Source organism: Comamonas squillarum (genome assembly GCF_025309455.1).
Taxonomy (GTDB): Bacteria; Pseudomonadota; Gammaproteobacteria; order Burkholderiales; family Burkholderiaceae_C; genus Comamonas; species Comamonas squillarum.
On record NZ_CP104377.1, the window covers coordinates 1,400,221 to 1,423,404 of the forward strand.

At 64.3% G+C, this 23,184-nt stretch carries 18 protein-coding genes and 2 riboswitches; of the genes, 12 read left to right on the plus strand and 6 right to left on the minus strand.

Annotated features, from left to right (window positions below; translation table 11 throughout):
• The first annotated feature begins 185 nt into the window (after positions 1 to 185).
• The 8 genes from N4T19_RS06545 to N4T19_RS06580 all read left to right on the plus strand — a co-directional run bounded on the left by N4T19_RS06545 (position 186) and on the right by N4T19_RS06580 (position 11,223).
• On the plus strand, positions 186 to 1,163 hold the full coding sequence (locus N4T19_RS06545; RefSeq protein ID WP_116924143.1) for a TRAP transporter substrate-binding protein: 978 nt from the start codon (positions 186 to 188) through the stop codon (positions 1,161 to 1,163).
• Positions 1,164 to 1,322: 159 nt separating this feature from the next.
• The gene (locus N4T19_RS06550; protein ID WP_116924473.1) at positions 1,323 to 1,817 is read left to right on the plus strand and encodes a TRAP transporter small permease; all 495 of its coding nucleotides are present in this window, start codon (positions 1,323 to 1,325) and stop codon (positions 1,815 to 1,817) included.
• Positions 1,814 to 3,088 carry a TRAP transporter large permease gene (locus N4T19_RS06555; protein WP_116924144.1) on the plus strand — a complete coding sequence of 425 codons (1,275 nt, stop codon included), beginning with the start codon at positions 1,814 to 1,816 and terminating at the stop codon, positions 3,086 to 3,088. Before N4T19_RS06550 ends, N4T19_RS06555 begins: the two co-directional genes overlap by 4 nt.
• A gap of 97 nt (positions 3,089 to 3,185) precedes the next feature.
• Positions 3,186 to 3,305, plus strand: a riboswitch (glycine riboswitch).
• A gap of 18 nt (positions 3,306 to 3,323) precedes the next feature.
• Positions 3,324 to 3,435, plus strand: a riboswitch (glycine riboswitch).
• A 51-nt stretch (positions 3,436 to 3,486) separates the two neighbouring features.
• On the plus strand, positions 3,487 to 4,620 hold the full coding sequence (gene gcvT / locus N4T19_RS06560) for a glycine cleavage system aminomethyltransferase GcvT (RefSeq protein WP_260719717.1): 1,134 nt from the start codon (positions 3,487 to 3,489) through the stop codon (positions 4,618 to 4,620).
• A 70-nt stretch (positions 4,621 to 4,690) separates the two neighbouring features.
• The gene (gene gcvH / locus N4T19_RS06565; protein ID WP_021028599.1) at positions 4,691 to 5,065 is read left to right on the plus strand and encodes a glycine cleavage system protein GcvH; all 375 of its coding nucleotides are present in this window, start codon (positions 4,691 to 4,693) and stop codon (positions 5,063 to 5,065) included.
• A 147-nt stretch (positions 5,066 to 5,212) separates the two neighbouring features.
• Positions 5,213 to 8,113, plus strand: coding sequence for an aminomethyl-transferring glycine dehydrogenase (gcvP, locus tag N4T19_RS06570; protein ID WP_260719718.1), 2,901 nt, complete (start codon positions 5,213 to 5,215; stop codon positions 8,111 to 8,113).
• 118 nt (positions 8,114 to 8,231) lie between these two features.
• A complete protein-coding gene (locus N4T19_RS06575; RefSeq protein WP_182342112.1) occupies positions 8,232 to 8,984 on the plus strand; it encodes a sulfite exporter TauE/SafE family protein in 753 nt (250 codons plus the stop codon).
• 220 nt (positions 8,985 to 9,204) lie between these two features.
• Positions 9,205 to 11,223 carry a diguanylate cyclase domain-containing protein gene (locus N4T19_RS06580; protein ID WP_116924148.1) on the plus strand — a complete coding sequence of 673 codons (2,019 nt, stop codon included), beginning with the start codon at positions 9,205 to 9,207 and terminating at the stop codon, positions 11,221 to 11,223.
• 89 nt (positions 11,224 to 11,312) lie between these two features.
• Here N4T19_RS06580 and mltG read toward each other — a convergent pair whose 3' ends face one another.
• Entirely contained in the window at positions 11,313 to 12,338 is a 1,026-nt protein-coding gene (gene mltG / locus N4T19_RS06585; RefSeq protein WP_165841091.1) for an endolytic transglycosylase MltG, read from the minus strand.
• Positions 12,339 to 12,348: 10 nt separating this feature from the next.
• On the opposite strand from mltG, the gene ygfZ reads away from it, so the two are divergent.
• Entirely contained in the window at positions 12,349 to 13,269 is a 921-nt protein-coding gene (gene ygfZ / locus N4T19_RS06590; RefSeq protein WP_116924149.1) for a CAF17-like 4Fe-4S cluster assembly/insertion protein YgfZ, read from the plus strand.
• Between the two features lie 313 nt (positions 13,270 to 13,582).
• Here the strand turns inward: ygfZ and N4T19_RS06595 are convergent, their stop codons facing one another.
• The 3 genes from N4T19_RS06595 to N4T19_RS06605 form a co-directional block, all read right to left on the minus strand.
• On the minus strand, positions 13,583 to 14,494 hold the full coding sequence (locus N4T19_RS06595) for a YbgC/FadM family acyl-CoA thioesterase (RefSeq protein WP_182342118.1): 912 nt from the start codon (positions 14,492 to 14,494) through the stop codon (positions 13,583 to 13,585).
• 59 nt (positions 14,495 to 14,553) lie between these two features.
• A complete protein-coding gene (locus tag N4T19_RS06600) occupies positions 14,554 to 15,504 on the minus strand; it encodes an alpha/beta hydrolase (protein WP_232539368.1) in 951 nt (316 codons plus the stop codon).
• A 374-nt stretch (positions 15,505 to 15,878) separates the two neighbouring features.
• Positions 15,879 to 16,766, minus strand: a complete 888-nt coding sequence (locus tag N4T19_RS06605) for a 2-keto-4-pentenoate hydratase (protein WP_260719719.1) — start codon at positions 16,764 to 16,766, stop codon at positions 15,879 to 15,881.
• A gap of 317 nt (positions 16,767 to 17,083) precedes the next feature.
• Between N4T19_RS06605 and N4T19_RS06610 the strand changes: the two genes are divergently transcribed.
• Positions 17,084 to 17,641, plus strand: a complete 558-nt coding sequence (locus N4T19_RS06610) for a putative signal transducing protein (RefSeq protein ID WP_116924151.1) — start codon at positions 17,084 to 17,086, stop codon at positions 17,639 to 17,641.
• Positions 17,642 to 17,887: 246 nt separating this feature from the next.
• Positions 17,888 to 19,744: an AMP-dependent synthetase/ligase gene (locus N4T19_RS06615; RefSeq protein ID WP_260719720.1), complete on the plus strand. Its 1,857-nt coding sequence runs from the start codon at positions 17,888 to 17,890 to the stop codon at positions 19,742 to 19,744.
• A 113-nt stretch (positions 19,745 to 19,857) separates the two neighbouring features.
• On the opposite strand, the gene N4T19_RS06620 is transcribed toward N4T19_RS06615, so the two are convergent.
• Positions 19,858 to 20,895, minus strand: coding sequence for a TRAP transporter substrate-binding protein (locus N4T19_RS06620; RefSeq protein WP_116924153.1), 1,038 nt, complete (start codon positions 20,893 to 20,895; stop codon positions 19,858 to 19,860).
• Positions 20,896 to 21,403: 508 nt separating this feature from the next.
• Complete coding sequence (locus tag N4T19_RS06625; protein ID WP_116924154.1) at positions 21,404 to 22,567, minus strand: saccharopine dehydrogenase family protein; 1,164 nt, start codon at positions 22,565 to 22,567, stop codon at positions 21,404 to 21,406.
• Between the two features lie 250 nt (positions 22,568 to 22,817).
• Here N4T19_RS06625 and N4T19_RS06630 point away from each other — a divergent pair, with 250 nt between their 5' ends.
• Complete coding sequence (locus N4T19_RS06630; RefSeq protein WP_116924155.1) at positions 22,818 to 23,177, plus strand: hypothetical protein; 360 nt, start codon at positions 22,818 to 22,820, stop codon at positions 23,175 to 23,177.
• Positions 23,178 to 23,184 lie beyond the last annotated feature (7 nt).

Consider the following 23,184-nt stretch of genomic DNA (forward strand, 5'->3'; position numbering starts at 1 on the left):
TTACTCATCAACATTATTTATTTATCAAATACTTAGATAGAAAGCTGCAGAAAACAGAAAAGCCCGCCTGCCTGACATCATAAAAACCCCAATACCGAATGGCCCCGTCTTGCCCACAATGCAAAGCGCATGCGGGCATCCGCAGGCGCCTACAAAACCATTCGGCACAGCCGGGGAGACACGTCATGCAGATGAAGAAATTGGCCTGGGGTATGGGGTTAGCAATGGGTCTGATGGCCGCAGGCCCTGTTTTGGCGCAGACAACCATGCGCATCAGCATCTCGGTGGCCCAGAACTCGCACCAGGGCGTGGCCATCGACACCTTTGCCAAAGAGGTGGAGCAGCGCACTGGCGGCCGCTACAAAATCCAGACTTTCTACAACGGCGCGCTGGGTGGCGAGCGCGAGTCGATCGAAGCGGTGCAGCTGGGCACCCAGGAGCTGGCCTTCAGCTCCAGCGGTCCAGTCCCCAACTTTGTGCCGGAGACCAAGATTCTCGATGTGCCCTTCCTGTTCCGCGACAAGGCCCATGCACGCGCGGTGCTCGATGGCCCCATCGGCAACGAGCTGCTGGCCAAGTTCGACAGCAAGGGTTTCAAGGCCCTGGCCTGGGCGGAGAACGGTTTCCGCCACATGACCAACTCCAAGCGCGCCATCAACAGCCCCGATGACACCAAGGGCCTGAAGATGCGCACGATGGAGAACCCGGTCCACATCCAGGCCTACAAGGCGCTGGGCATCATCACCACGCCGATGGCCTTCCCCGAGGTGTTCACCGCGCTGCAGCAGGGCACGGTTGATGGCCAGGAGAACCCGCTGCCCGTCATCACCTCGGCCAAGTTTGACCAGGTGCAAAAGCACCTGAGCCTCACCGGCCACGTCTACTCGCCCTGCATCCTGGTGATGAACAAGGCCGCCTACGACAAGCTGAGCGCAGACGACAAGACCGCTTTTGTGCAGGCCGCCCAGGCTGCCACCAAGGCCAACCGTGCCCGTGTGGACCAGGACGACACCAATGGCGTGGCCGAGCTGCGCGCCAAGGGCATGCAGGTGGTCGAAAACGTCGACAAAGCCAAGTTTGTCGCCACCTTGACCAAGACCAATGCCGACTTCGAAAAGCAGTTCGGCAAGGCCAACCTCGACCGCATCCGCAACTTCCAATAAGCCCTGCGCCAGGAAAGGTGCTTGCACCTTTCCGGCGCAGCTCCTCCTTTGGTACCCCATCGCTGCTGACGCCGGCCAGGCGCCAGCAGTTGCTGTGTCAACTCGCGCAAGGACGGTGGCGCCAGGCGGCTCTTGATGCGCCTGCCCACCCCGGTCACCATGAAAAACGCTTTTCTTGCTTTCGAGCGCTGGACATCGGGCATCGCCATGGCTGGCGCCTGCCTGATGCTGGCCATCGCATCCACGCTGGGCATGTTCCAGATCATCACCCGCTTTGTGCTCGAAGAGCCCGCCGAATGGACCGAGGTGCTGATCCGCTTCAGCCTGATCTGGATGGTGTTTCTCGCGATCCCGATGGCCTTCCGCCAAGGCGCGATGGTCAGTGTGGACGTTTTAAAGCGCTGGGCACCGCCGGCAATGCGCCGCCTCCTGAGTGGTTTTGTCTGCATCGCCACGCTGGCGCTGCTGGCCGTGCTGATCTGGTGGGGCTGGGACTATGCCCGCCGCGGCGGCGTGCAGACCATGGCCGGGCTCGAATCGCTGTCCATGTTCTGGGCCTACCTGGCTGTGCCCGTCGGCGCGCTGTTTGCCGTGCTCGGCGTCATCGGCAACCTGCTTGAACCCCAAAATACCGAACTGGAGAACGCGCAATGACCGCCGTGATGCTTTCCACGATGGTGCTGTGCTTTGCGCTCACTGTCTCCGTCGCCGTGTCGATCGGCCTGGCCTCCGTGCTGGGCATCCAGGCCAGCAATGCCAACATGCTCATCTCGGTCAAGGAGATGTTTGGCGCGATCAACAAATTCCCGCTCGCCGCGATTCCCTTTTTCATTCTGGCTGGCAACCTGATGGAGACCGGTGGCATCTCGCGCCGCCTCGTGGAATTTGCCAAGAGCATTGTCGGCGGCGTCCAGGGTGGCCTGCCGATGACCTGCGTGCTCACCTGCATGATCTTTGCAGCGGTCTCGGGCTCCTCGGTCGCGACCACCTTTGCGATTGGCGCGATCCTGATCCCGGCGCTGATCAAGCACGGCTACCCCAAGAGTTATGCGGCCGCACTGCAGGCCACCAGCGCCGAGCTGGGCGTGATCATCCCGCCCTCCATTCCGATGATTCTCTATGGCGTGAGCGCCGAGGTGTCCATTGGTGAGCTGTTCATCGCCGGCTTTGGCCCGGGCCTGCTGATCAGCGCCGCATTGATGTTCTTTGTCTGGGCCTACTGCAAATATAAGGGCTGGGGCAAGACCGATGGCGAAGGCCGGCTGGGCTTTGGCAAGGCCTTGTTGCAGGCAGGCTGGGCGCTGTTGATGCCGGTGATCATCCTGGGCGGCATCTATGGCGGCGTCTTTACCCCTACCGAGGCGTCGGCTGTGGCCGTGTTTTATGCATTGGTCGTGGGCGTGCTGATCTACCGCGAGATCAAGATCCGGGACCTGTACGCGATTCTTCGCAAATCGGCCATCTCCTCGTCGATCATCATGTTCATCATCGCCAATGCCGGCCTGTTCGCCTTTTTGATCACCCGTGCAGGCGTGCCCGATGCGATTGGCCACTGGCTCGAAGAAGTGCTGCAAAGCCCGGCCATGTTCCTGCTGGGCGTGAACGCGGCGCTGTTCATCATCGGCATGTTCATCGAGACCAGCGCGGCCATCATCGTGCTGGCGCCGATTCTGGCGCCCGTGGCCATGCACTTTGGTATTGATCCGGTGCATTTCGGCCTCATCATGGTCGTCAACCTGGCGCTGGGCATGATCACGCCGCCCTTTGGCGTCAACCTGTTTGCCGCCTGCACCGTAGCCCGCATATCGCTGGACCAGATCATCAAACACCTGCTGCCCTTTGTCGCGGTGATCTTGCTGTGCCTGATGGTGATCACCTATGTGCCGGGCATATCGCTGGGGCTGCGCGATCTGGTCTACCGCTGATCGGGCTTGCTGCCAACGCTGAGCCACCGCCTGCCGGTGGCTTTTTTGTGGGTTGGCGCAGCCTTTTACAGGCACGGGCGGTCAGTTCCCGCTAGAATCGCGGCAGTCAGGAGAGAGTCGCCCCCGTTGGTTCCCAACGCGCAGCGCGGCCGCCGAAGGCGCAGGCTACTGCAGATGCAGCTGCTGAACGCTCAGGCAAAAGGACTGGCGCCCGCCGCGCAGCATGAGCCTGCCGGCGTTCCCAGCTGGAGAGAGATGGCGCCTGGACGCCATCCACCGAAGGAGCAAGCCCCCAGGCCTCAAAGCGGCGGGTGAATCTCTCAGGTAAAGCGGACAGCAGGGCAAACAGCGTGCAACCGGCAACGGCTGCATGCCCTGTTATTTGCCCTGGAGAGTCCATGTCCGCCAACGCATCCGCCCTGCTGTCCACCCCTTTGAACGCCCTGCATATCGAGCTGGGTGCCCGCATGGTGCCCTTTGCCGGCTATTCCATGCCCGTGCAGTACCCGCAAGGCCTGATCGCCGAGCACAAGCACACCCGCGCGGCAGCGGGCCTGTTTGATGTCTCGCACATGGGCCAGCTGCGCCTGATCGGCCCCGACGCGGCCGCTGCCTTCGAGACCCTGGTGCCTGTCGATGTGATCGACCTGGCCATTGGCAAGCAGCGCTACGGCCTGCTGCTCAATGACGAAGGCGGCATTGTCGATGACCTGATGTTCTTTCGTGTCTCGGAGCAAGAGCTGTTCGTCATCGTCAACGGCGCCTGCAAGGTGGCAGATATGGCGCTGATCCGCGAACGCATCGGCCAGCGCTGCCAGGTGCTGCCACTGCCCGACCAGGGCCTGCTGGCGCTGCAAGGCCCCCAGGCGGCCACGGCCCTCGCCCGTCTGGCGCCCGGCGTCGAGCAACTGGTGTTCATGACCGGTGGCGACTTCGACGTGGACGGCATTGCCTGCTTTATCACCCGCAGCGGCTACACCGGCGAGGACGGTTTCGAGATTTCGGTGGCCGGCCATGAGGCCGAGGCGCTGGCGCGCAAGCTGCTGGCCCAGCCCGAGGTGCAGCCCATTGGCCTGGGCGCGCGCAACTCGCTGCGCCTGGAAGCGGGCCTGTGCCTCTACGGCAGCGACCTCGATGCCACCACCACCCCACCCGAAGCCGGCCTCAACTGGGCGATCCAGAAAGTGCGCCGCACGGGCGGTGCCCGCGCAGGCGGCTTTCCCGGTGCTGACAAGGTGCTCGCCCAGATCGACAACCCGGCCACCTTGACGCGCAAGCGCGTCGGCCTGGTCGCGCAAGAACGCATCCCCGTGCGCGAGCAGGTCGAGATTAGCAGCCTGGCTGGCCAGGTCGTGGGTGTGACCACCAGCGGCCTGCTGGCCCCGACCGTCGACAAGCCCATTGCGATGGCCTATGTGGAGCCAGCCCTCGCAGCCATCGGCACCCAGCTGCATGCGATGGTGCGCGGCAAACCCGTCCCGGTCGAGGTGGCAGCCATGCCTTTTGTCCCTCCCCGCTATTTCCGCGGCTAAAGTAGCTGCTGGGTGCGGCTTTCTGCACTCGCCCGAGCACAATTCACGCCTACAAAACTGGAGTATTCCTATGACGATCAAGTTCTCCCGCGACCACGAATGGATCAACAGCGCCGACACCAACGCCGCCATCGTCGGCATCACCGTCCATGCGCAAGACGCGCTGGGCGATGTGGTGTTTGTCGACCTGCCGGAAGTCGGCGCCTCGTTCAACCAGGGCGATGTGGCTGGTGTGGTCGAGTCCGTCAAGGCCGCTGCCGACGTCTTCATGCCCGTGACCGGCGAGATCGTCGAAGTCAACGAAGCACTGCGCAATGACCCTTCGCTTGCCAACTCCGACCCGCTCAACAGCGGCTGGTTCTTCAAGGTCAAGCTGAGCGATGTGTCCCAGCTCGACGCGCTGCTCGACGAGACCGCCTACAACGACTTCGCCGCCAACGCCTGACGACCTGGCCATGCTGCTGGTCTGCCACTGAACATTTTGCAGGCCACCAGCAGGCCAGCCCTCGGGCTGACCCACTTTTTTCCTCGCTGCCCGCGCTCTTTGATACGGCGCCAGCCATCACCCTCTCCCACTACACCGCTTCGGACCATGCTGATGCCCTCCAAAGAGCCCCTCGCCGCGCTGGAAAACGCCAGTGAATTCATCGCCCGCCACATTGGCCCCGGCAGCGCCGACGAGGCCAGCATGCTGGCAGCACTGGGCCTGCCCTCGCTCGATGCGCTGATCGACAAGGTGTTGCCCGCCTCCATCGTGCGCAGCAAGCCCATGGAGCTGCCCGAGCCCGTGACCGAAGCGGACGCGCTGGCCGAGCTCAAGGCCCTGGCCAGCAAGAACCAGGTGCTCAAGAGCTTTATCGGCCAGGGCTACTACGGCACCTTCACGCCGGGCGTGATTTTGCGCAACATCCTGGAGAACCCCGCCTGGTACACCGCCTACACCCCCTACCAGGCCGAAATCTCGCAAGGCCGCATGGAAGCACTGGTCAACTTCCAGACCATGGTCTGCGACCTGACCGGCATGCCCATCGCCAACGCCTCGATGCTCGACGAAGCCACGGCCGCTGCCGAGGCCATGACCCTGGCCAAGCGCTCGGTCAAGTCCAAGAGCAACCGCATCGTGCTGGCAGGCGATCTGCATCCCCAGACCATCGAGGTCATCCAGACGCGCGCCCAGCCGCTGGGCCTGGAAGTGCTGGTGGCCAACAGCAAGGACGAATGGGAATCTGCGCTGGCCGGTGAGCTCTTTGCCGCCGTCATCCAGTACCCGGCCTCGAGCGGCTGGATCGTCGACTGGAAGGCCGACGTTGATGCCATCCACGCCAAGCAGGCTGCCGCGATTGTGGCCACCGACCTGCTGGCGCTGACGCTGATCACCCCGCCTGGTGAATGGGGTGCCGACATCGTCGTGGGCAACAGCCAGCGCTTTGGCATGCCCATGGGCGCCGGCGGCCCGCACGCCGCCTTCATGGCCTGCCGCGACGACTACAAGCGCTCGCTGCCAGGCCGCCTGGTCGGCGTCAGCGTCGATGTGCATGGCAACCCGGCCTACCGCCTGGCGCTGCAAACGCGCGAGCAGCACATCCGCCGCGAAAAAGCCACCTCCAACATCTGCACCGCCCAGGTGCTGCCGGCGGTGATCGCCAGCATGTACGCGGTCTACCACGGCCCGGCCGGCCTCAAGCGCATTGCCCAGCGCGTGGCGCGCCTCACCGCCATCTTGAGCCGTGGCCTGGCGGCGCTGGGCTTCAGCGCCCGGCACCATGACAGCGCTTTCGACACCCTGTCGCTGCACACCAAGGACGCCACCGACGCCATCCTGGCGCGCGCGCTGGCCCAGGGCGCCAACCTGCGCAAGGCCTGGGGCGAGTACCTGTGCATCAGCCTGGATGAAACCTCCAGCCGCGCCGATGTGGAACTGATCTGGAGCATCTTCGCCCAGCCCGGCCAGCCCCTGCCCAATATCGAGGCGATGGACGAAGGCAGCACCTCGCTGATCCCCGAAGGCCTGCAGCGCACGAGCGCCTACCTGACCCACCCGGTCTTCAACACCCACCATTCCGAAACCGCGATGCTGCGCTACATCCGCAGCCTGTCGGACAAGGACCTGGCGCTCGACCGCAGCATGATCCCGCTGGGCAGCTGCACGATGAAGCTCAACGCGACCAGCGAGATGATCCCCATCACCTGGCCCGAGTTTGCCAACATGCACCCGTTTGCACCGGCCGAGCAACTGCAAGGCTATGCGCTGCTCGATGCCCAGCTGCGCGAATGGCTGTGCCAGGCCACCGGCTACGCCGGCATCAGCCTGCAGCCCAATGCCGGCTCGCAAGGCGAGTACGCCGGCCTGCTGGCCATCAAGGCCTACCACGCCTCCAAGGGCCAGGCGCACCGCAATATCTGCCTGATCCCCAGCAGCGCCCACGGCACCAACCCGGCCAGCGCGCAGATGGTGGGCCTGCAGGTGGTGGTCACCAAGTGCGATGAGAACGGCAATGTGGACATGGCGGACCTGCAACTGGCCTGCGAAAAGCACAGCGCCAACCTGGCCTGCATCATGATCACCTACCCCAGCACGCACGGCGTGTTCGAGACCCAGGTGAAGGAGCTGTGCCAGCTGGTGCACAGCCATGGCGGCCGCGTCTATGTGGATGGCGCCAACATGAACGCCCAGGTCGGCCTGGCCGCACCGGGCGAGTTTGGCGGCGATGTCAGCCACCTGAACCTGCACAAGACCTTCTGCATCCCCCACGGCGGTGGCGGCCCCGGCGTCGGCCCCGTCTGCGTGGTCGAAGACCTGGTGCCCTTCCTGCCCGGCCATGCCACGGCGGGTGTCCCTGGCAAGGTGGGCGCCGTGAGCGCCGCGCCGCTGGGCAATGCCGCCGTGCTGCCGATCAGCTGGATGTACATCCGCATGATGGGCGAGGCCGGCCTCAAGCGCGCCACCGAGACGGCGATTCTGAACGCCAACTACATCAGCAAGCGCCTCGAAGCCCACTTCCCAACGCTGTACGCCGGTGAGCACGGCCATGTGGCCCATGAATGCATTCTGGATCTGCGCCACTTCAAGGACAGCTGCGGCGTGATGGCCGAGGACGTCGCCAAGCGCCTGATCGACTACGGCTTCCACGCGCCGACCCTGTCGTTCCCGGTGCCCAACACCTTGATGGTCGAGCCCACCGAGAGCGAGAGCCTGTACGAGCTGGACCGTTTCATCGCAGCGATGATCGCCATCCGTGGCGAGATCGCCGACATTGAAGCGGGCCGTGCCGCGCAGGATGACAACCTGCTCAAGAACGCGCCCCACACCGCCGAGACCTTGCTGGCGAGCGAATGGAGCCACAGCTACAGCCGTGAAGCCGCCGCCTACCCCGTGCCTGCGCTGCGCCGCGCCAAGTACTGGAGCCCCGTGGGCCGCGTCGACAACGTCTATGGCGACCGCAACCTGTTTTGCAGCTGCGTGCCGCTGGACAGCTACGGCACCTCAGCTTAAGTCTTAAGATAGCCCTCGGGCTTCTTCCGAAGCGACCCACCGGGTCGCTTTTTTACGCCTCTTCCTCCATCAGCAAAAATCAGCCCGGGACTGCACCCGAGCGCGGAGACTTCTCGGCATGGACAGCATCCTCGTCATCGCCATGGGCGCAGCGCTCGCCGGCTTTGTGCAGGGCCTCTCGGGCTTTGGCTACAGCATGACGGCCATGGCCCTGTGGGCCTGGACCCTGGAGCCCGCGCTCGCGGCGGTGCTGGCGGTGTTTGGCGGCCTGTGCGGGCAGATCATCCAGGCGCTCAAGGTGCGGCGCGGCTTTGACGGGCGCATGCTGTGGCCGTTTGTGCTGGGTGGGCTGTGCGGCCTGCCGCTGGGATTGAAGCTATTGCCCATGCTCGATGCCCAGCTGTTCAAGACCGTGCTGGGCGCGCTGCTGGTCATCTTTTGCCCGCTGATGGCCTTCTCCCACCGGCTGGGCGGCATCGCATCGGGGCGGCTCAGCCGAGGCCCTGGGCGTGCGCTGGCCAATGGGCTGGCGGGGCTGGCCGGTGGGGCCATGGCGGCGCTGGGTGGTTTTTCGGGCGTGGTGCCCACCCTGTGGTGCCAGATCACCGGCATGGCGCGCGACACCCAGCGCCAGGTGATCCAGAACTTCAACCTCACGATGCTGGCCGTCACCTTTGCCAGCTATGTGGCCACCGGGCTGGTGAGCCAGCGCATGCTGCCGCAGCTGGCGGTGGCGCTGCCGGCCATGGTGCTGCCCTCGCTGTGGGGAGCGCGCCTGTATGAACGCATCAGCGATGTGGCCTTCAAGCGCGTGGTGCTGGGCCTGCTGACCCTGGCGGGCTTGGCCATGCTGGCCTCCAACTGGGCTTGACTTGGCTTGGACCGTTGTGAATAAGTGACAGACCCGGCATCGCCCTCGTGAGGCTGCTGAGGCAGAGGCAAACCACTCCTATAACAATTGTCAGAGTCACTCGCTGGCGCTGAAAAAGCCCCGGACCACCCCCGATAATCCAGTCGGCCTCTTTCCAGCCCCCAGCTGCACCCGTGTCCGCCTCCGGCCCAGCGCCGTGGGAAAGGGTCCAGCCCCACCCATGCCCGCATCATCTGCCCAGACCCTTTTGCCCGCTGAAGGAATGGACACCAATGGCCCTGCCTTGGAGCCCATGGTGGCCGGTGCGCGCTCGCTGAGCACCTACCTGGTGCTGCTGATGCTGGCAGCAGCGCTGCCCATCTTGGCCGCGGGCATCTACACGGTGCAGCATGTGGCCCAGTCCTACCGAGACAGCAGCCTCAACCGCATGCTGGACATCACCAGCAACCTGGGCCAGGCGGCCGAGTCTGATCTGCTCAACCGCGCCGGCATGCTGCAGTCCTTTGCGGCGGACGGCGACTTCTCATCGCCCCGCACGCTGGACCGCTGGCTGCGGCTGACCGGCATGGCCGCGCCCAGCAGCCTGGTGCTGCTGCGCCCCGGCCAGACCCAAGCGGACATGGCCTCGACGGCAGCGCCTGCGTTGCTGCCCGTGCAGCTGGCACTGGCCCAGGAGGCGCTGCGCAGCAGTGCGCCGGCTTTTTCACAGCTTTTTTTCCAGGACGGCCAGGCCGCAGTGGCGATGGCCGTGCGCCTGGGCGCTGCATCGCCCCAGGTGCTGGTGCTGACCACACCACCGGCTGAGATGGTGAGCATCGCGCCCAGCCAGGCCAGCGACAGTGTGCTGATAGCCATCACCGATGGCGAGGGCCGGATACTGGCGCGCTCGGCCCAGGCCGAACGCTTTATCGGCACCACCGTGCCCGACTGGGCCAGGCTGCAGGCCGTGGGTGCCAACCGGGGCAGCTTCGAGGCCCTGCGGGCCGATGGCGGCCAGGTGATCTTCAGCTTCTACCAGCTGCCCAAGACGCCCGGCTGGGTGGTGGTGGCCGGTGAGCCACTGGAAGCCTTCAACGCCCGCTGGCAAACACCGGTCACCCATATCGTGCTGGCCAGCCTTTTTGCGCTGGCCATTGCGGGCCTGCTGTGCGCCTGGGTCTCACGCCAGTTGCTGCGCCCCATCCGCCAGCTGACCATCAGCACGCGCACCGGCGCCTCCTATGCCGCGGCCACCGGTGGCGGCCAAGTGCTGGTGGTGCAGGAGTACGAGATCCTGCGCCAGAGCCTCAGCCGCGCACGCGCGCGCATCGAGTCGACCTTGGCTGCGCAAAAGCAGGCAGCCGCTGCGCTGGCCGCCAGCGAGCAGCGCGCGCGCACCCTGGCCCATGCCGGTGCGTCGGTGCAGTGGAGCCTCGATGCCAAAGGCCGCGCGCTGTCCATCGTCGGTTGGCAGGCCCTGGGTGGCACGCCAGATGCGCAGGCGCTGCAGCTGGGCTGGCTGCGCCATGTGCACCCCGAGGACGCCGCGCAGCTGCAAAACCAGGCGGTGCCGCTGTTGACGGACCCCCGCCACACCTTGGATGTGGAGTTGCGCCTGCGCACCCAGGACGGCGCCTGGCGCTGGATGCGCGCCCGGGGCGCCGCCATTGTGGACGAGCAGCAGCGCATCAGCGAATGGCTGGGCGTGCTCGAAGATGTGGATGACCGCAAGCGTGCGCAGGCCGAGGTCGCCTACCTGGCGCTGCATGACCCGCTCACCGGCCTGCCCAACCGCAGTCTGCTGCAAAAGCCGATCTGCTCGCCGGGCGGCACCGCAGGCGCCTTGCTGTATCTGGACCTGGACCGCTTCAAACAGGTCAATGACACCCTCGGCCACGCCACTGGCGACGCGCTGTTGTGCGCGGTGGCCGAGCGCTTGCGTGAGCTGCTGCGCGACACCGACCTGGTGGTGCGCATGGGCGGTGACGAATTTTGCATCGTGCAAAACGCCTCCTCGGCGCAAGCCGCTGCCAGCCTGGCCCAGCGGGTGATCGACAAGCTCAGCGCCGACTATGTGATCGAAGGCCAGCGCGTCAGCATCGGCGTGTCCGTGGGTATTGCCCTGTTGACCCAGCCCTCTGACACGCAAGACCCGGACGGCCTGCTGCGCAAGGCCGACAGGGCGCTCTACCAGGCCAAGCAGCAGGGCCGGGGGCGCTACGCGTTCTACACCGAGGCGTTGGGCAGCGGCAGCCCATAACACGCCGGCCCCCCTGCCCGCGCTGAAACGAAAAAGCCAGCGCTATGGCTGGCTTTGCTCAACAGTCCGGCTTTCGCCAGTGCCCGCGACTACTTGCCGCGGATATAGGTGTTTACCGCACGGTTGTGCTCGTCCAGGCTCTGGCTGAAATGGCTGCTGCCATCGCCCTTGGCGACAAAGTACAGCGCCTTGGTGTTCTCAGGCTGGATGGCGGCCATCAGCGAGGCCTTGCCGGGCATGGCGATCGGTGTGGGTGGCAAGCCAGCGCGGGTATAGGTGTTCCAGGGCGTATCGGTCTGCAGGTCGCGCTTGCGCAGATTGCCATCGAATTTTTCACCCAGGCCGTAGATGACGGTCGGGTCCGTCTGCAGCAGCATGCCGATGCGCAGGCGGTTGATGAAAACCCCCGCCACCATCGCCCGGTCCTCTGCCTTACCGGTTTCCTTCTCAACAATGCTGGCCAGCGTCAGCAAATCCTGCGGGCTCTTGAGCGGGCTGTCCGAGGGGTTGAGCGACCAGACCGCTTCGAGCCGCTTGTCCATCGCCAGCATCGCGCGGCGCATCAAGGCCAGGTCGCTGCTGCCCTTGGAAAATGCATAGGTGTCGGGGAAAAACCGGCCTTCGGCCGGCATATCGGGCCGGCCCAGCGCTGCCATGATCTCTTCGGGCGTCATCGCTGCCGTGTCGTGGCGCAGGTGCTCTTCCCTGGCCATGGCCGCACGCATCTGGCGCAGGTTCCAGCCTTCGACAATGGTCAGCACGCGCTGGCTGTCTTCACCGCGCACCAGGCGCGCCAGCAGGCTGCGCGGCGACGTGCCGGCGGGTATCTCGTAGTTGCCCGCGCGGATCTTGCGGTCCTGGCCCGAGAGGCGGAACCACCAGTACAGCAGATCGGGGTTCACCTCGATGCCCACGGCCCGCACCGCCTGGGCGACGGCACGCGGCGAGGTGCCCGGCTCAATCTCCAGCTCCACGGTGGCGCCGCCTTTGCCCAGGACCAGTGGCTGGTTCAGCCAGACATAGCCCGCACCGGCAGCGGCCAGTGCCAGCACAACAATCAACTTGAATAAACGCTTCACAACCCTACCGCCTCCGTGCAATGGAGCGAGCATCATAATTCACCCCATGACTCAAGCATTACAGGGACACCTTTCGCTCCAGCATTTGGGCGTGATCCGCGCCGAGGGCGCCGATGCCGCCAGCTTCTTGCAGGGCCAGCTCAGCCATGATGTGCAGTTGCTGCCCGTGGGCCAGGCACGGCTGGCGGCTTTTCTGTCGGCCAAGGGCCGTATGCAGGCCAGCTTTATCGTGATCAAACGCAGCGCAGACGAGTTCTGGCTCATCACCAGCCGCGATGTGCTGCCCGCCACGCTCAAGCGTCTGTCGATGTTTGTGCTGCGCGCCAAGTGCAAGCTGAGCGACGCGACCGAGGCCGTGCAACTGCTGGGCCTGGCCGGTGATGCTGTGCCCGCCGAGGCCCGCAGCCTGGCGCCCTGGCAGGTGCTGGCGCTGGGCGATGCGTCGATGGTGCGCCTCTATGCCGCCGAAGGCGAGAGCCGCGCACTGCTCGCCGCCCCCGCCGCCAGCGCCCTGCCCACGCAAATCTCAGGCAGCCCGGCCATTGCGCCGCAGGCTTGGCAGCTGTCGATGGTGCAGGCGGGCGTGCCGCTGATCACCACGCCGGTGGTCGATGCCTTTGTGCCCCAGATGCTGAACTTTGAATCGGTCGATGGCGTGAGCTTCAAAAAAGGCTGCTACCCCGGCCAGGAGGTCGTCGCACGCAGCCAGTTCCGCGGCACGCTCAAGCGCCGCATGTACCGGCTCGCCTCGGCCGCGCAGCCCCAGCCGGGCCAGGAGGTCTTTGCCGCCAGCGACGACAGCCAGCCGGTGGGCACCGTGGTGCAGGCCGCTGCCAGCGCATCGGGCTTTGAGGCCCTGGTATCGATGCAGATTACGGCCGCCAGCGAGCCGTTGCACCTGGGCAGCAGCACCGGCGCGGCCTTGCAGCTACTGAGCCTGCCCTATACGCTCAAGGAAGACATCTGATCGCCTATTTGTGATGTCCCACGACAGTGGTAACTGTCTGCTTCATCACAAATACGACAATTTCTCAGTCAAAAAAGGCCCCCCGGCAGCCGTTACAGAATTTTTATGGCATTTGCGCTGCAATTTGCTAAAATTGCGGGACTTTGCAAGCAGGAGCCGTTCAAGCAGCCCCTGCAAGCATGACGGAACAACTACTCAAGCGCATCTTGACCATCACACTTGCCGGGTCTGGGAAACCAGACCCGGCTTTTTATTGGTCAAGTTATCAAACCGCTGCATAGCCCCATTGGTAAGACAAGCAGCCCGCCATTGATCAGCGCAGCGTTTTTTGCATCGAGATATGGGCAATGCCTGCTTCCTCATAGGGCTCGCCCACAACGCTGAAGCCAGCGCGGCGGTAGAAGTTCTCCGCTGTGCGCTGCGCATGCAGCTCCACCTGCCGCTTGCCCTGGCGCGCAGCGGCATCGACCAAGGCATCGAGCACCTGGCGGCCCAGACTGCCACCGCGCAGCGGCTTGGCGACGGCCATGCGGCCAATGCGCATCGCATCGGCCCGGTTTTCTTCCTGCGCGCTGGGCAGCATGCGGCCGGTGGCCACGCACATGCCCAGGCCGTTGAGCGCGACCGCATGCAGCGCACTCACATCAAAGGCATCGGCCTCGATCTCGGCAGGAATGCCCTGCTCGCGCACAAAGACCTGCATGCGCAGGCGCATCGCCTCCTGGCCCAGTACATTCCAGCTGCCGGTCTTCAGTTCCACCATCTCTTCGCCCGCTTCAAAGCGCTGCACCATGCGGCGGTAGGCCTCGGGCAGCGGCTGGGGCTGCTGGGCGCTGTCGGCAAACACATAGACCATGGTGGCCGTGGCCAGCAAAGTGCCAGCGCAGTAGATCGCCGCCTCGTACTGCACCGAGGTATTGCCCAGCTTGGCCACGCGCAGGCCGATGTCGATCACATCGTCCAGGCGTGCCGAGGCATGGAACTCCAGCTGCGAGGCGCGCAGGAACAGCTCGCCGCCCAGGCGCTGCATGCCCTCCTCGTAAGGCACGGCCAGCTGGCGCCAGTATTCGGACATGGCAATATCCACATAGCTCAGGTAATGGGCGTTGAAGACCACTTTCTGCAGATCGACCTCAGACCAGCGCACGCGCTGGCGGCTGCGGCAGCGGAAATCGGCCAGGCTGCGGGCGGGGGTGTCAAACAGGGTCTGGGAAGAGGTGCTCATGGTCTTTTCTGTACTCACAATATGGTCAATCTAGAGGCGATTCGGCAGCAGGGCCGCCCTCAGTCAAAGGCCGCACGCAGCGCCTGGGTCATCTGCGCATGGCAGGCCCGCGCTTCCTTGAGCGCGCGGCCCATCTTGACAAATTCATGCGCCACGCCGGCATAGGTGTGCAGGTCCACGTCGACACCGGCAGCACGCAGGCGCTCGGCATACATCACGCCCTCATCGACCAGTGAATCGCATTGCGCCAGATGGATGCTGGCAGGCGCGAGGCCGCGCAGATCCGGCGCCAGCAAGGGCGCAAAGCGCCAGTCGTCGCGGTCGGTCAGCGTGCGCAGGTAGTTGCTGAACATCCAGCTGATCATCGGCTTGGTCAGAATGGGCCCCTGGCTGTAGCGCGCATGCGAGGGCGTATCCTGGTGCGCCGCGCAACCGGGGTAGATCAGCAGCTGCAAGGCCAGGTCGATACCGGCGTCGCGCGCGAGAATCGCGTTGACCGCTGCCAAGGTGCCGCCTGCGCTGTCGCCACCCACGGCCAGGCGGCCGGTATCGGCCCCCAGCGCCATGCCTTCGGCCGCCAGCCACTGCAAGGCATCCCAGGCATCATTGCTGGCAGTCGGAAAGCGGTGCTCGGGCGCCAGGCGGTAGTCCACCGAGACGACCATGCAGCCAGCCAGGTGGGCCAGCTCGCGGCACAGCGTGTCATGCGTGTCCACGCTGCCGATCGTAAAGCCCCCGCCATGGGTAAAGAGTAACACCGGCTGCAGCGGGTCCCAGCTGGCGGCGTAGAGCCGCGCCGGGATCTGAAAACCATCGCGCGCCGGGATGTGCAAGTCCTCAACGCGTGCGAGTGCGGGCTTGGCAATCTCCAGCACCCCGGCGCCAATGCCGTAGGCTTGGCGCGCCTCTTGCACCGTCATCTCCCACATGGGGGTGTGCTGGGCGCGGGCCATGCGCTCAACCACGCTGCGCATCGTGGGAGTCAGCTCGGCGATCACATCGGCAGGCATGGACAATTCGGCGGGGAGATGGGCTTTGGAGCGGGGTGAGGCGTCAGACATACATCGTTGCCCAGCCAGCCGGCATGGGCGCAATTGGGGAACAGGGCCGGCTGATTATCAGCCATTGCCCATTCACAACGGGGCATGTCGGTCACCTAGGGACCCTCTGCAAAACTCCCTGCCGTGGTCTGAACGCGGGCTCGGGCGATCCGCTACGTTGTCCTCCTTGTCAATAGCTCGCTATTGACTGCAAAAGACGCCTTGCTGCTCATCCCGATCCGCGTCCATCCCGCTTGGCGAGGGTTTTGCAGAGCATCCCGAGGAAAAAAGGCCCTGCCAACTTGGCAGAGCCTTCCTTCGCATAGGCCTGATGCCGAGCTTGGTTACTCAAAGCGCAACTCTACCGGCTGCGCCCCGACCAAGCCCTTGTAATCCACGCGGATCTGCTGCCCGGGTTGGGGCGGCATCAAGGCCGAGTACGAACCCAGGCTGATCCAGTCGCCCACCTTGAGGCGCTGGCCTTCGGCCTGCAGGGCTTGCGCGAGCCAGACCACGGCATTGAGCGGCTGGCCCATCAGGTCGCCGCCGCGCCCGCCACCCAGCCGCGCGCCGCTCTGGTCGGTGATATCGACCTGCATGCTCTGCAGTGCATTCAACAGCGCATAGCGCTCGGCGCGGAACTGTGGCACGGGCATGGCGTTGCCCATCACGCCCATGCGCGCGCCTACATTCATCGCCTCGACGGCCGCGCCATCGAGCTGTGCGGGGTTCTCCACGACCAGGTCGGGCAACTCGATAAAGGGGACGATGCGGTCGATGTTGTTAAGCACCTGCAGCGGCGTAGTCGCGCGGTTGATGGCACTGCTGGAGACGCGCACCAGCATATCCGCCTCAAACATCGGGCGTGCGCCAAAGGCGGCAGGCACGGTGCTGCGGTTGGGCAGCAGCGCGCCCTCGTAGAGCACACCCCATACCGGCTTGTCGGTTTGAAAGCGCTTTTGCATCGCCGCGCTGGTCAGCCCCGCCTTGTAGCCAATGGGCTTTTTGCCCTGGGCCAGCCAGGCGGCGTTGAGCTTGTTGCGGCTGCATTTGCCATCGGCCTCGGTCATCGCGGGGGCCGAAGGCACGGGCTGCTTGGCCTCATAGGCCTGCAGCCACTGCGCGACCTGGGCGTCATCGAGGCAAGCGGCCTGGGCCATGCCACTGCCAGCAGCCAGGCCAGCGGCCAGCCAGAGGGGGGAGAGACGAAAACGCCAAGCAGGGTGCATCATCCAAAGTCTCCTGTTCCAAAAACGGGTTCTGAATGCGGCCAAAAAAACCGCCCCAGGCACCAACATACCACCCGCTTTGCCCACCCTGACTAGGGAAAGCGCGCAGCCCACCAGGCCGGTTGCCGATCGGCCTACTTTTGCTTGATGCAGGTCATGCCGCCATAGCCACAAAGCAACAGACGCTATAGTATTTGCATGACCAAGAGACCCTCTGCAAAACTCCCTGCCGTGGTGTAGACGCGGACTCGGGCGATCCGCGTCCATCCCATTGGGCGAGGATTTTGCAGAGGATCCCTAGCCGCAACAGGAGACCCAAGATGCGCACTGTTTATGAACCGGCCAGTGCCGTACAAGCCCATGTTCTGCAAGACGTGCTGCGCCAGCACGGCATCACCAGCTTTGTCAGTGGCGAGCATTTGCAAGGCGCGATCGGCGAGCTGCCCGCCGGCAGCCTGGTGCGTCTGCTGGTGGACGATGCCGACTGGGCCGCCGCACGCCGCGCGCTGGAGGAATGGGAGCGCGCGCCACTGATCGACGATGCCGAGCTGGCCCGGGCCGACCCCAGCCTGCCCGAGCAGCCGCAGCCTGGGCCCGCCCATGACCCGCGCTTTGACCTGGCCTGCGATCCACGCGAAGGCGCCAACGCCCGCCGGGATAGCAACCCCGACGGCTACAGCGACGCCGCGCGCTGGTACCCCTGCTGGTGGGCCGCTGGCGCAGCACTGCTGGCCCTGTGCCTGCACTACCTGCTCGGTGGCGTGCCCCAAGCCGATTCTGCGGGCAGTACCGGCGCTGCAGACCAGTCACAGCAGGCGCCGGATGCCGCATCTGCCAGCAGCGAAGGCCAGCGGGCAGCGCCATCCAGCAGCCGCTGAACGGCGACCGCTCCACCGTGCCTGTACGAGCGCATTCCAAGCTCTGCACGCGATAGAAGTATCAAATATTGATACCCCTGAGGTATAAAAATCGCATACGCATCCAAATTTCAGCGTCTGCCGCCGCGCGCTGCAGACAATCGCCTCGTTGCAAATCGCAGCAAGCCCGCAGGCCATCCGGCCCGCAAATGGCCCAAACCACGGCGCGCCAATGCGATGATCACACCCGAGGAGAACGACAGAGATATGAACGCCCAACTTCCAGCGCCGCTGGCCCCTGAGCTTAGCGCCCTGACCACCCTGCCCGCGCTGTTTGCCTACCGCTGCAACCACAGCCCTGAGCGCGAAGCCTACCGCTGGTTTGATAGCGCAACGGATGCCTGGCAATCGTTCAGCTGGGCCGATATGCAGGCCCAGGTCGCACGCTGGGGCCAGGCGCTGCAAGGCCTGCAGCTGGCGCGAGGCGCACGCATTGCCACCTTGCTGACGCACAGCGTGCACGCCATCTGTATCGACCAGGCCGGCATGGCCCAGGCCTGCGCCACCGTGCCGCTGCATGCCAATGACAACCCCGGCAATATCGCCTTTATCCTGGCCGATGCGGCCGCCTCGCTGCTGCTCATCAACCGCCTGGAGACCTGGGAGCAGATCGTGGCGACTGGCACGCCGCTGCCCGCGCTGCGCTGCGTGGTGATCGATGACCCGCAGCAAGCAGCGATCCCGGTATTGGCCAGCAGCGAAGGTCTGCCGCGCCTGGTCCGTCTGCAGGACTGGCTGGCCGAGGCCGATGGCAACAGCACCCCATCACAGACCCACCAGGCGCCAGAAGCGCAGGATATGGCCGCCATCGTCTACACCAGCGGCACCACCGGCAAGCCCAAGGGCGTGATGCTGAGCCACCACAATGTGCTGAGCGACGTCAAGGCGGTGCTCGGCCGTGTCGTGCCAACGCAGAACGATGTCTTTCTGTCCTTTCTGCCGGTATCGCACACCTTTGAGCGCAGCTGCGGCTACTACCTGCCGATGGCAGTCGCCAGCACGGTGGTCTATGCCCGCTCGGTCGCGCTGCTGGCCGAGGACATGCTCAGCATCCGCCCCACCATCCTGGTGTCCGTGCCCCGCATCTACGAGCGCATCTACGCCAAGATCCAGGAAAAGCTCACCAGGTCGGCCCTCAAGCGCGCGCTCTTTGCCGCAGCCGTCTCCAAAGGCTGGGCGCGCCACTGCCAGGCCCATGGCCTGGCCAATACCGATGCACCGCAAGGCGGCTGGGCGCGCTGGCTGCCCTGGTCGCTGCTGCAGAAAAAAGTGGCCCAGCCCATTTTGGATTTGTTTGGCGGCCGGCTGCGCATTGCCGTGACCGGCGGCGCGGCCATTCCCTCGGTGGTGTCGCACAGCTTTCTGGGCCTGGGCCTGAATGTGCTGCAGGGCTTTGGCATGACCGAGACTTCGCCGGTGCTGACCGCCAACTCGCTGCAGCACAACGACCCATCCACGGTGGGCAAGCCCCTCGATGGCATGGAAGTGCGCATTGGCGAGAACAAGGAACTGCAGGCACGCGGCCCCAATATCATGATGGGTTACTGGGGCCGCCCTGAAGACACGCGCCAGGCCTTTACTGACGACGGCTGGCTGCGCACCGGCGACCAGGCCGAGCTGGTAGGTGGCGAAGTGCGCATCGTGGGCCGCATCAAGGAGATCATCGTCACCGCCACCGGCGAGAAGGTGCCGCCCTCGGATATCGAGCAGGCGCTCTGCGCCGATCCGCTGTTCGAGCAAAGCTTTGTCGTCGGTGAGCACCAGCCCTTTATCGCCTGCGTCACCGTCGTCAACCGCGAAGAATGGAAGCAGCTGGCCACCAGCCTGGGTCTGGACCCGGACAACAGCGTCAGCCTGCAGGCCAGCGCCGTGCGCAAGATCGCGCTGGAGCGCATCGCCGCGCAGTGCCAGGGCCTTGCCAAGTATGCGGTGCCGCGCGCCGTCTACCTGGTCACCGAACCCTGGACCATCGACAACGGCTTGATGACGCCTACGCTCAAGCTGCGCCGCCCGCAGCTCATGCAGAAGTTCGCCACCGAGATTGCGCATATCTACGCCAAGTAAATCGCAGCGCCAGCATGCAAAAACCGCCGCTGCCCTTGACAGGCGCATCGGCGGTTTTTTGATCTCTGGTGCACCGGGGCAGGCATGCAGGCCCGCAGGCACATGCCAAGGGTTTACTTCTTGGGGAAGTAGTAGTTCAGCAAGGCGGCAGCACCATCGACACCGGCCTTGGACGACCACTCGCGGGCGAACTTCTCGCCCATCAAGTCCAGCGCACGGCGCAGCTCGTAGGACGGCTGGCTGATCTTGGTGCCATGCTCGACCAGCACCTTCTGCGCGGCATCGTCGGCATCCTTGGCCAACTGCCAGCCGCGCGCCTCGGCCTGCTTGGCGGCAGTGTCCAGCGCCGTCTTGGCGCCGTCGGTCAGGCCCGACCAGCTCTTCTCGCTCATCAGGATCAGGTTCTTCGGAATCCAGGCGCGCATGTCGATGAAGATGCCCATCGCGTTCCAGGACTGGCTGTCCACGCCGGTGGTGCTCGATGTCAGCATCACATCAACCTTGCCCGCCTGGATAGCCTTGGCCAGGTCATTGGCCGGGGTGTCGACCGGGGTCGCACCGGCGACCTCGGCAATGTACTTGGAGGCGACGTTGTTGACGCGGAATTTCTGGCCCTTGACGTCGTCGAGCTTGTTCACCGCCGTGCGCGAGAACAGGCCCTGACCCGGCCAAGGTGCGGTGTAGAGCAGGCGAATGCCTTGCTTTTTCAGCAGCGCCTCGATCGGCTCGCGCGTGGCCGCCCACAGGCGCTTGGCATCGTCAAAGCTGCGCACGATAAAGGGCAGCGAGTCGATGGCAAAGGCGGGGTACTGGTCGCTGAAGTTCGACATGAAGATCTCGCCGATCGCCAGATCACCCTTGCTGAGCGCAGGCATGACCTGGTTCATCGGCATCAGCTTGGCATTGGAGACCACCTCGATCTGCAGACCACCCTGGCTCAGGCCATTGGCTTCACGCGCAAACTGCGTCAGATTGCGGGTGTGGAACAGCGTGTCGGTATAGGCGCCGGCGCACTTGAGCGGCGTCGCTGCCGCGCTGGCGATATGCGGCAGCGACAAGACCATCCCCGAGCCTGCCGCCAGGCCCATGCGGGCCAGCACTTTGCGCCGGGACGGACTGGCAAGCGTTTCGTTGGAGTTGTGATCTGCCATATGACGATTCCTTGGTATCTGAGCCAGGCATTCCCATTCCCCAGGGTACTGCAGGCCGCATGTGTACTGAAAAGCCCCACAAAGAGCAAAACGCTGCCCGCAGCCGCATGACAAACCATGCGGCGCTTTCAGCAACCGTGCCATTCGATTTATTTGGTCACTAACGTCACAACTTGTGTGAGGAGCCGACGCAATCTATCTTGGCTTGCGCAACAAAGCAATCGCTATCGATCACCGCAGAGACATTGCTTGATACAAGTCATCTATCGCGCAGTACAGAAGTGGGCGATGACTAGCATTTAGTCACAGCACATACTTTCTGAAACTACAAAAATAATAGCTGCTTTCTTCCCCTTGCAGCGACGAAAGCAGCCATTTTTTAGCGGATAGATGTATGCACCCCACACCGGAGAGCGCCCGGTCGCCGGGCCTGTCGCCAGGCCTTTGCGCAGGAGTTGGCAGCCGCTCGCCGGGCGAGCTGCGAGGGGCGCGGCCCTGCCCTCAGTGCTCAGGCTGCCAGCGATGCATTCAGATCCTGCACGCGGTAGTACTGGCCAAAGCGGTTGGCCATGAAGTCCGCCAGCTCGATCGACTCTTGCGCGATAAAGCCCTTTTGCGGCAGCACACCGCTGGCCACCAAGTCCAGCGCGCAGCAGATGCCAGCAGCGGTGGTCAGCTGGATGGCAGTGAGTGCATGGCCAGCGACGGTGGTGCCCACGATTCGGGCCGAGTAGGACTCCTGCATCAGGCGCTCACCCTTGTAGCCGGTGGCGCTGGCAAAGACCACGATCACATCCTGGCGCGTGGCGGCAATGGCGTTGTCGAAGATCTCGTTGAGCAGCTCGCGCTTGTCACGCAGCTTGAGCTCGTTGAGCAAGATCTTCAAGATGGCGCAGTGGCCGGGGTAGCGGATGGACTTGTAGTCCACATTGCGCGCCTTGCCCGCCCAGGTCTCTGTCAAGGTGCCCAGACCGCCGCTGGTGTTGAAGGCCTCGTACTCGATGCCGTCCAGCGCAAAGGTCTCCAGACCTTCGAGCGCATGCACCGTCAGCGGCTGGCCATCCACCAGCGCTTCGCAGGGGTTGATGTACTCGTTGATCAGGCCTTCGGTGCTCCAGGTCAGGTTGTAGCGCAGGCTGCCCTGCGGGTAGCGGGGCAGCGCACCCACGCGCATCTTGAGGTCGTGCAAGGTGTCGAAATGCTTGGCCACGTCGTTGCCGACAATGCCGATAAAGCCGGGAGCCAGGCCGCACTGGGGCATCAGCACGCTGCCGGCCTTGGCGGCGATTTTGCGGATTGCGTGGGTGGACTGCACATCCTCGGTCAAATCGAAGTAATGCACGCCATGGGCGGCAGCGATGCCGGCCACCTCGGTGGCCATGTGGAAAGGCAGCGCATTGAGCACGGCAAACTGACCCTGCACCGCAGGCAACAGGTCACCACCCTTGCCGATATGCACGGTCTCCAGGCCCAGCGCCGCAGCGGCCTTGAGCTGCGCCTTGGACTGGTCGGCAATGCGCAGCTGGTAGCCGCCGGCGGCCTGCAGCAGCACGGCCATCGCAAAGCCGATTTTGCCGGCACCCAAAATCGTGACTTTCTTGTCGCCGGCACCGGCCTTGGCGGCGCTGGAGGAGGAGGTTTGGGCGGTCTTTTTGCTGGATTTGTCGCTCATGTCAGGCTCTCTGATCAGGGTGGATGATGGACAAATGTTACAACCAAGCATTGTCAAAATGAATATATTAAAGCGTCATATTATTCCTTTTAACTAGTCATTTAGTCATATATTACATATCTATTGACGAAATATATGGTTTACCCTAGGTTCAAGCCCGCTTTATCCAGGGCTTCGCCAAGGCAGGCACAATGGGCGGCCTGCGCCTGCGCGCGCTCTACGCTCCTTCCTGCTGTTTTCTCCTCACACCATGGCCGATTCCGCATCCAACAAATTTCTTCGTTTTCTGCTGGCACGCGACATCCTCAAAGGCAAGTCGCGCGAAGACTTGTTGGCCAAGCTGGATGCGGCGGGCTTTAGCGGCGAGCACGCCGAGCTGTTCATTGCGCAGGCCGAGAAACGGGTGCTGGCACGCAACCGGCGTTGCGCGGTGATTTCGGCCGTGGTCGTGGCTGTGCTGCTGGGCCGGGTCATCTGGGGGCCCTATGCCCACAACCCCGACATGCAGCTGCTGCTGGGCGTGATGGCGGCCATCTTTGCAGCAGCGGGCTTTTATTTCTGGTTTATCGCGCGCTGGCAGGCGCCGCTGCCCAAGGCCGACGCTTCTTGAGCCTAAT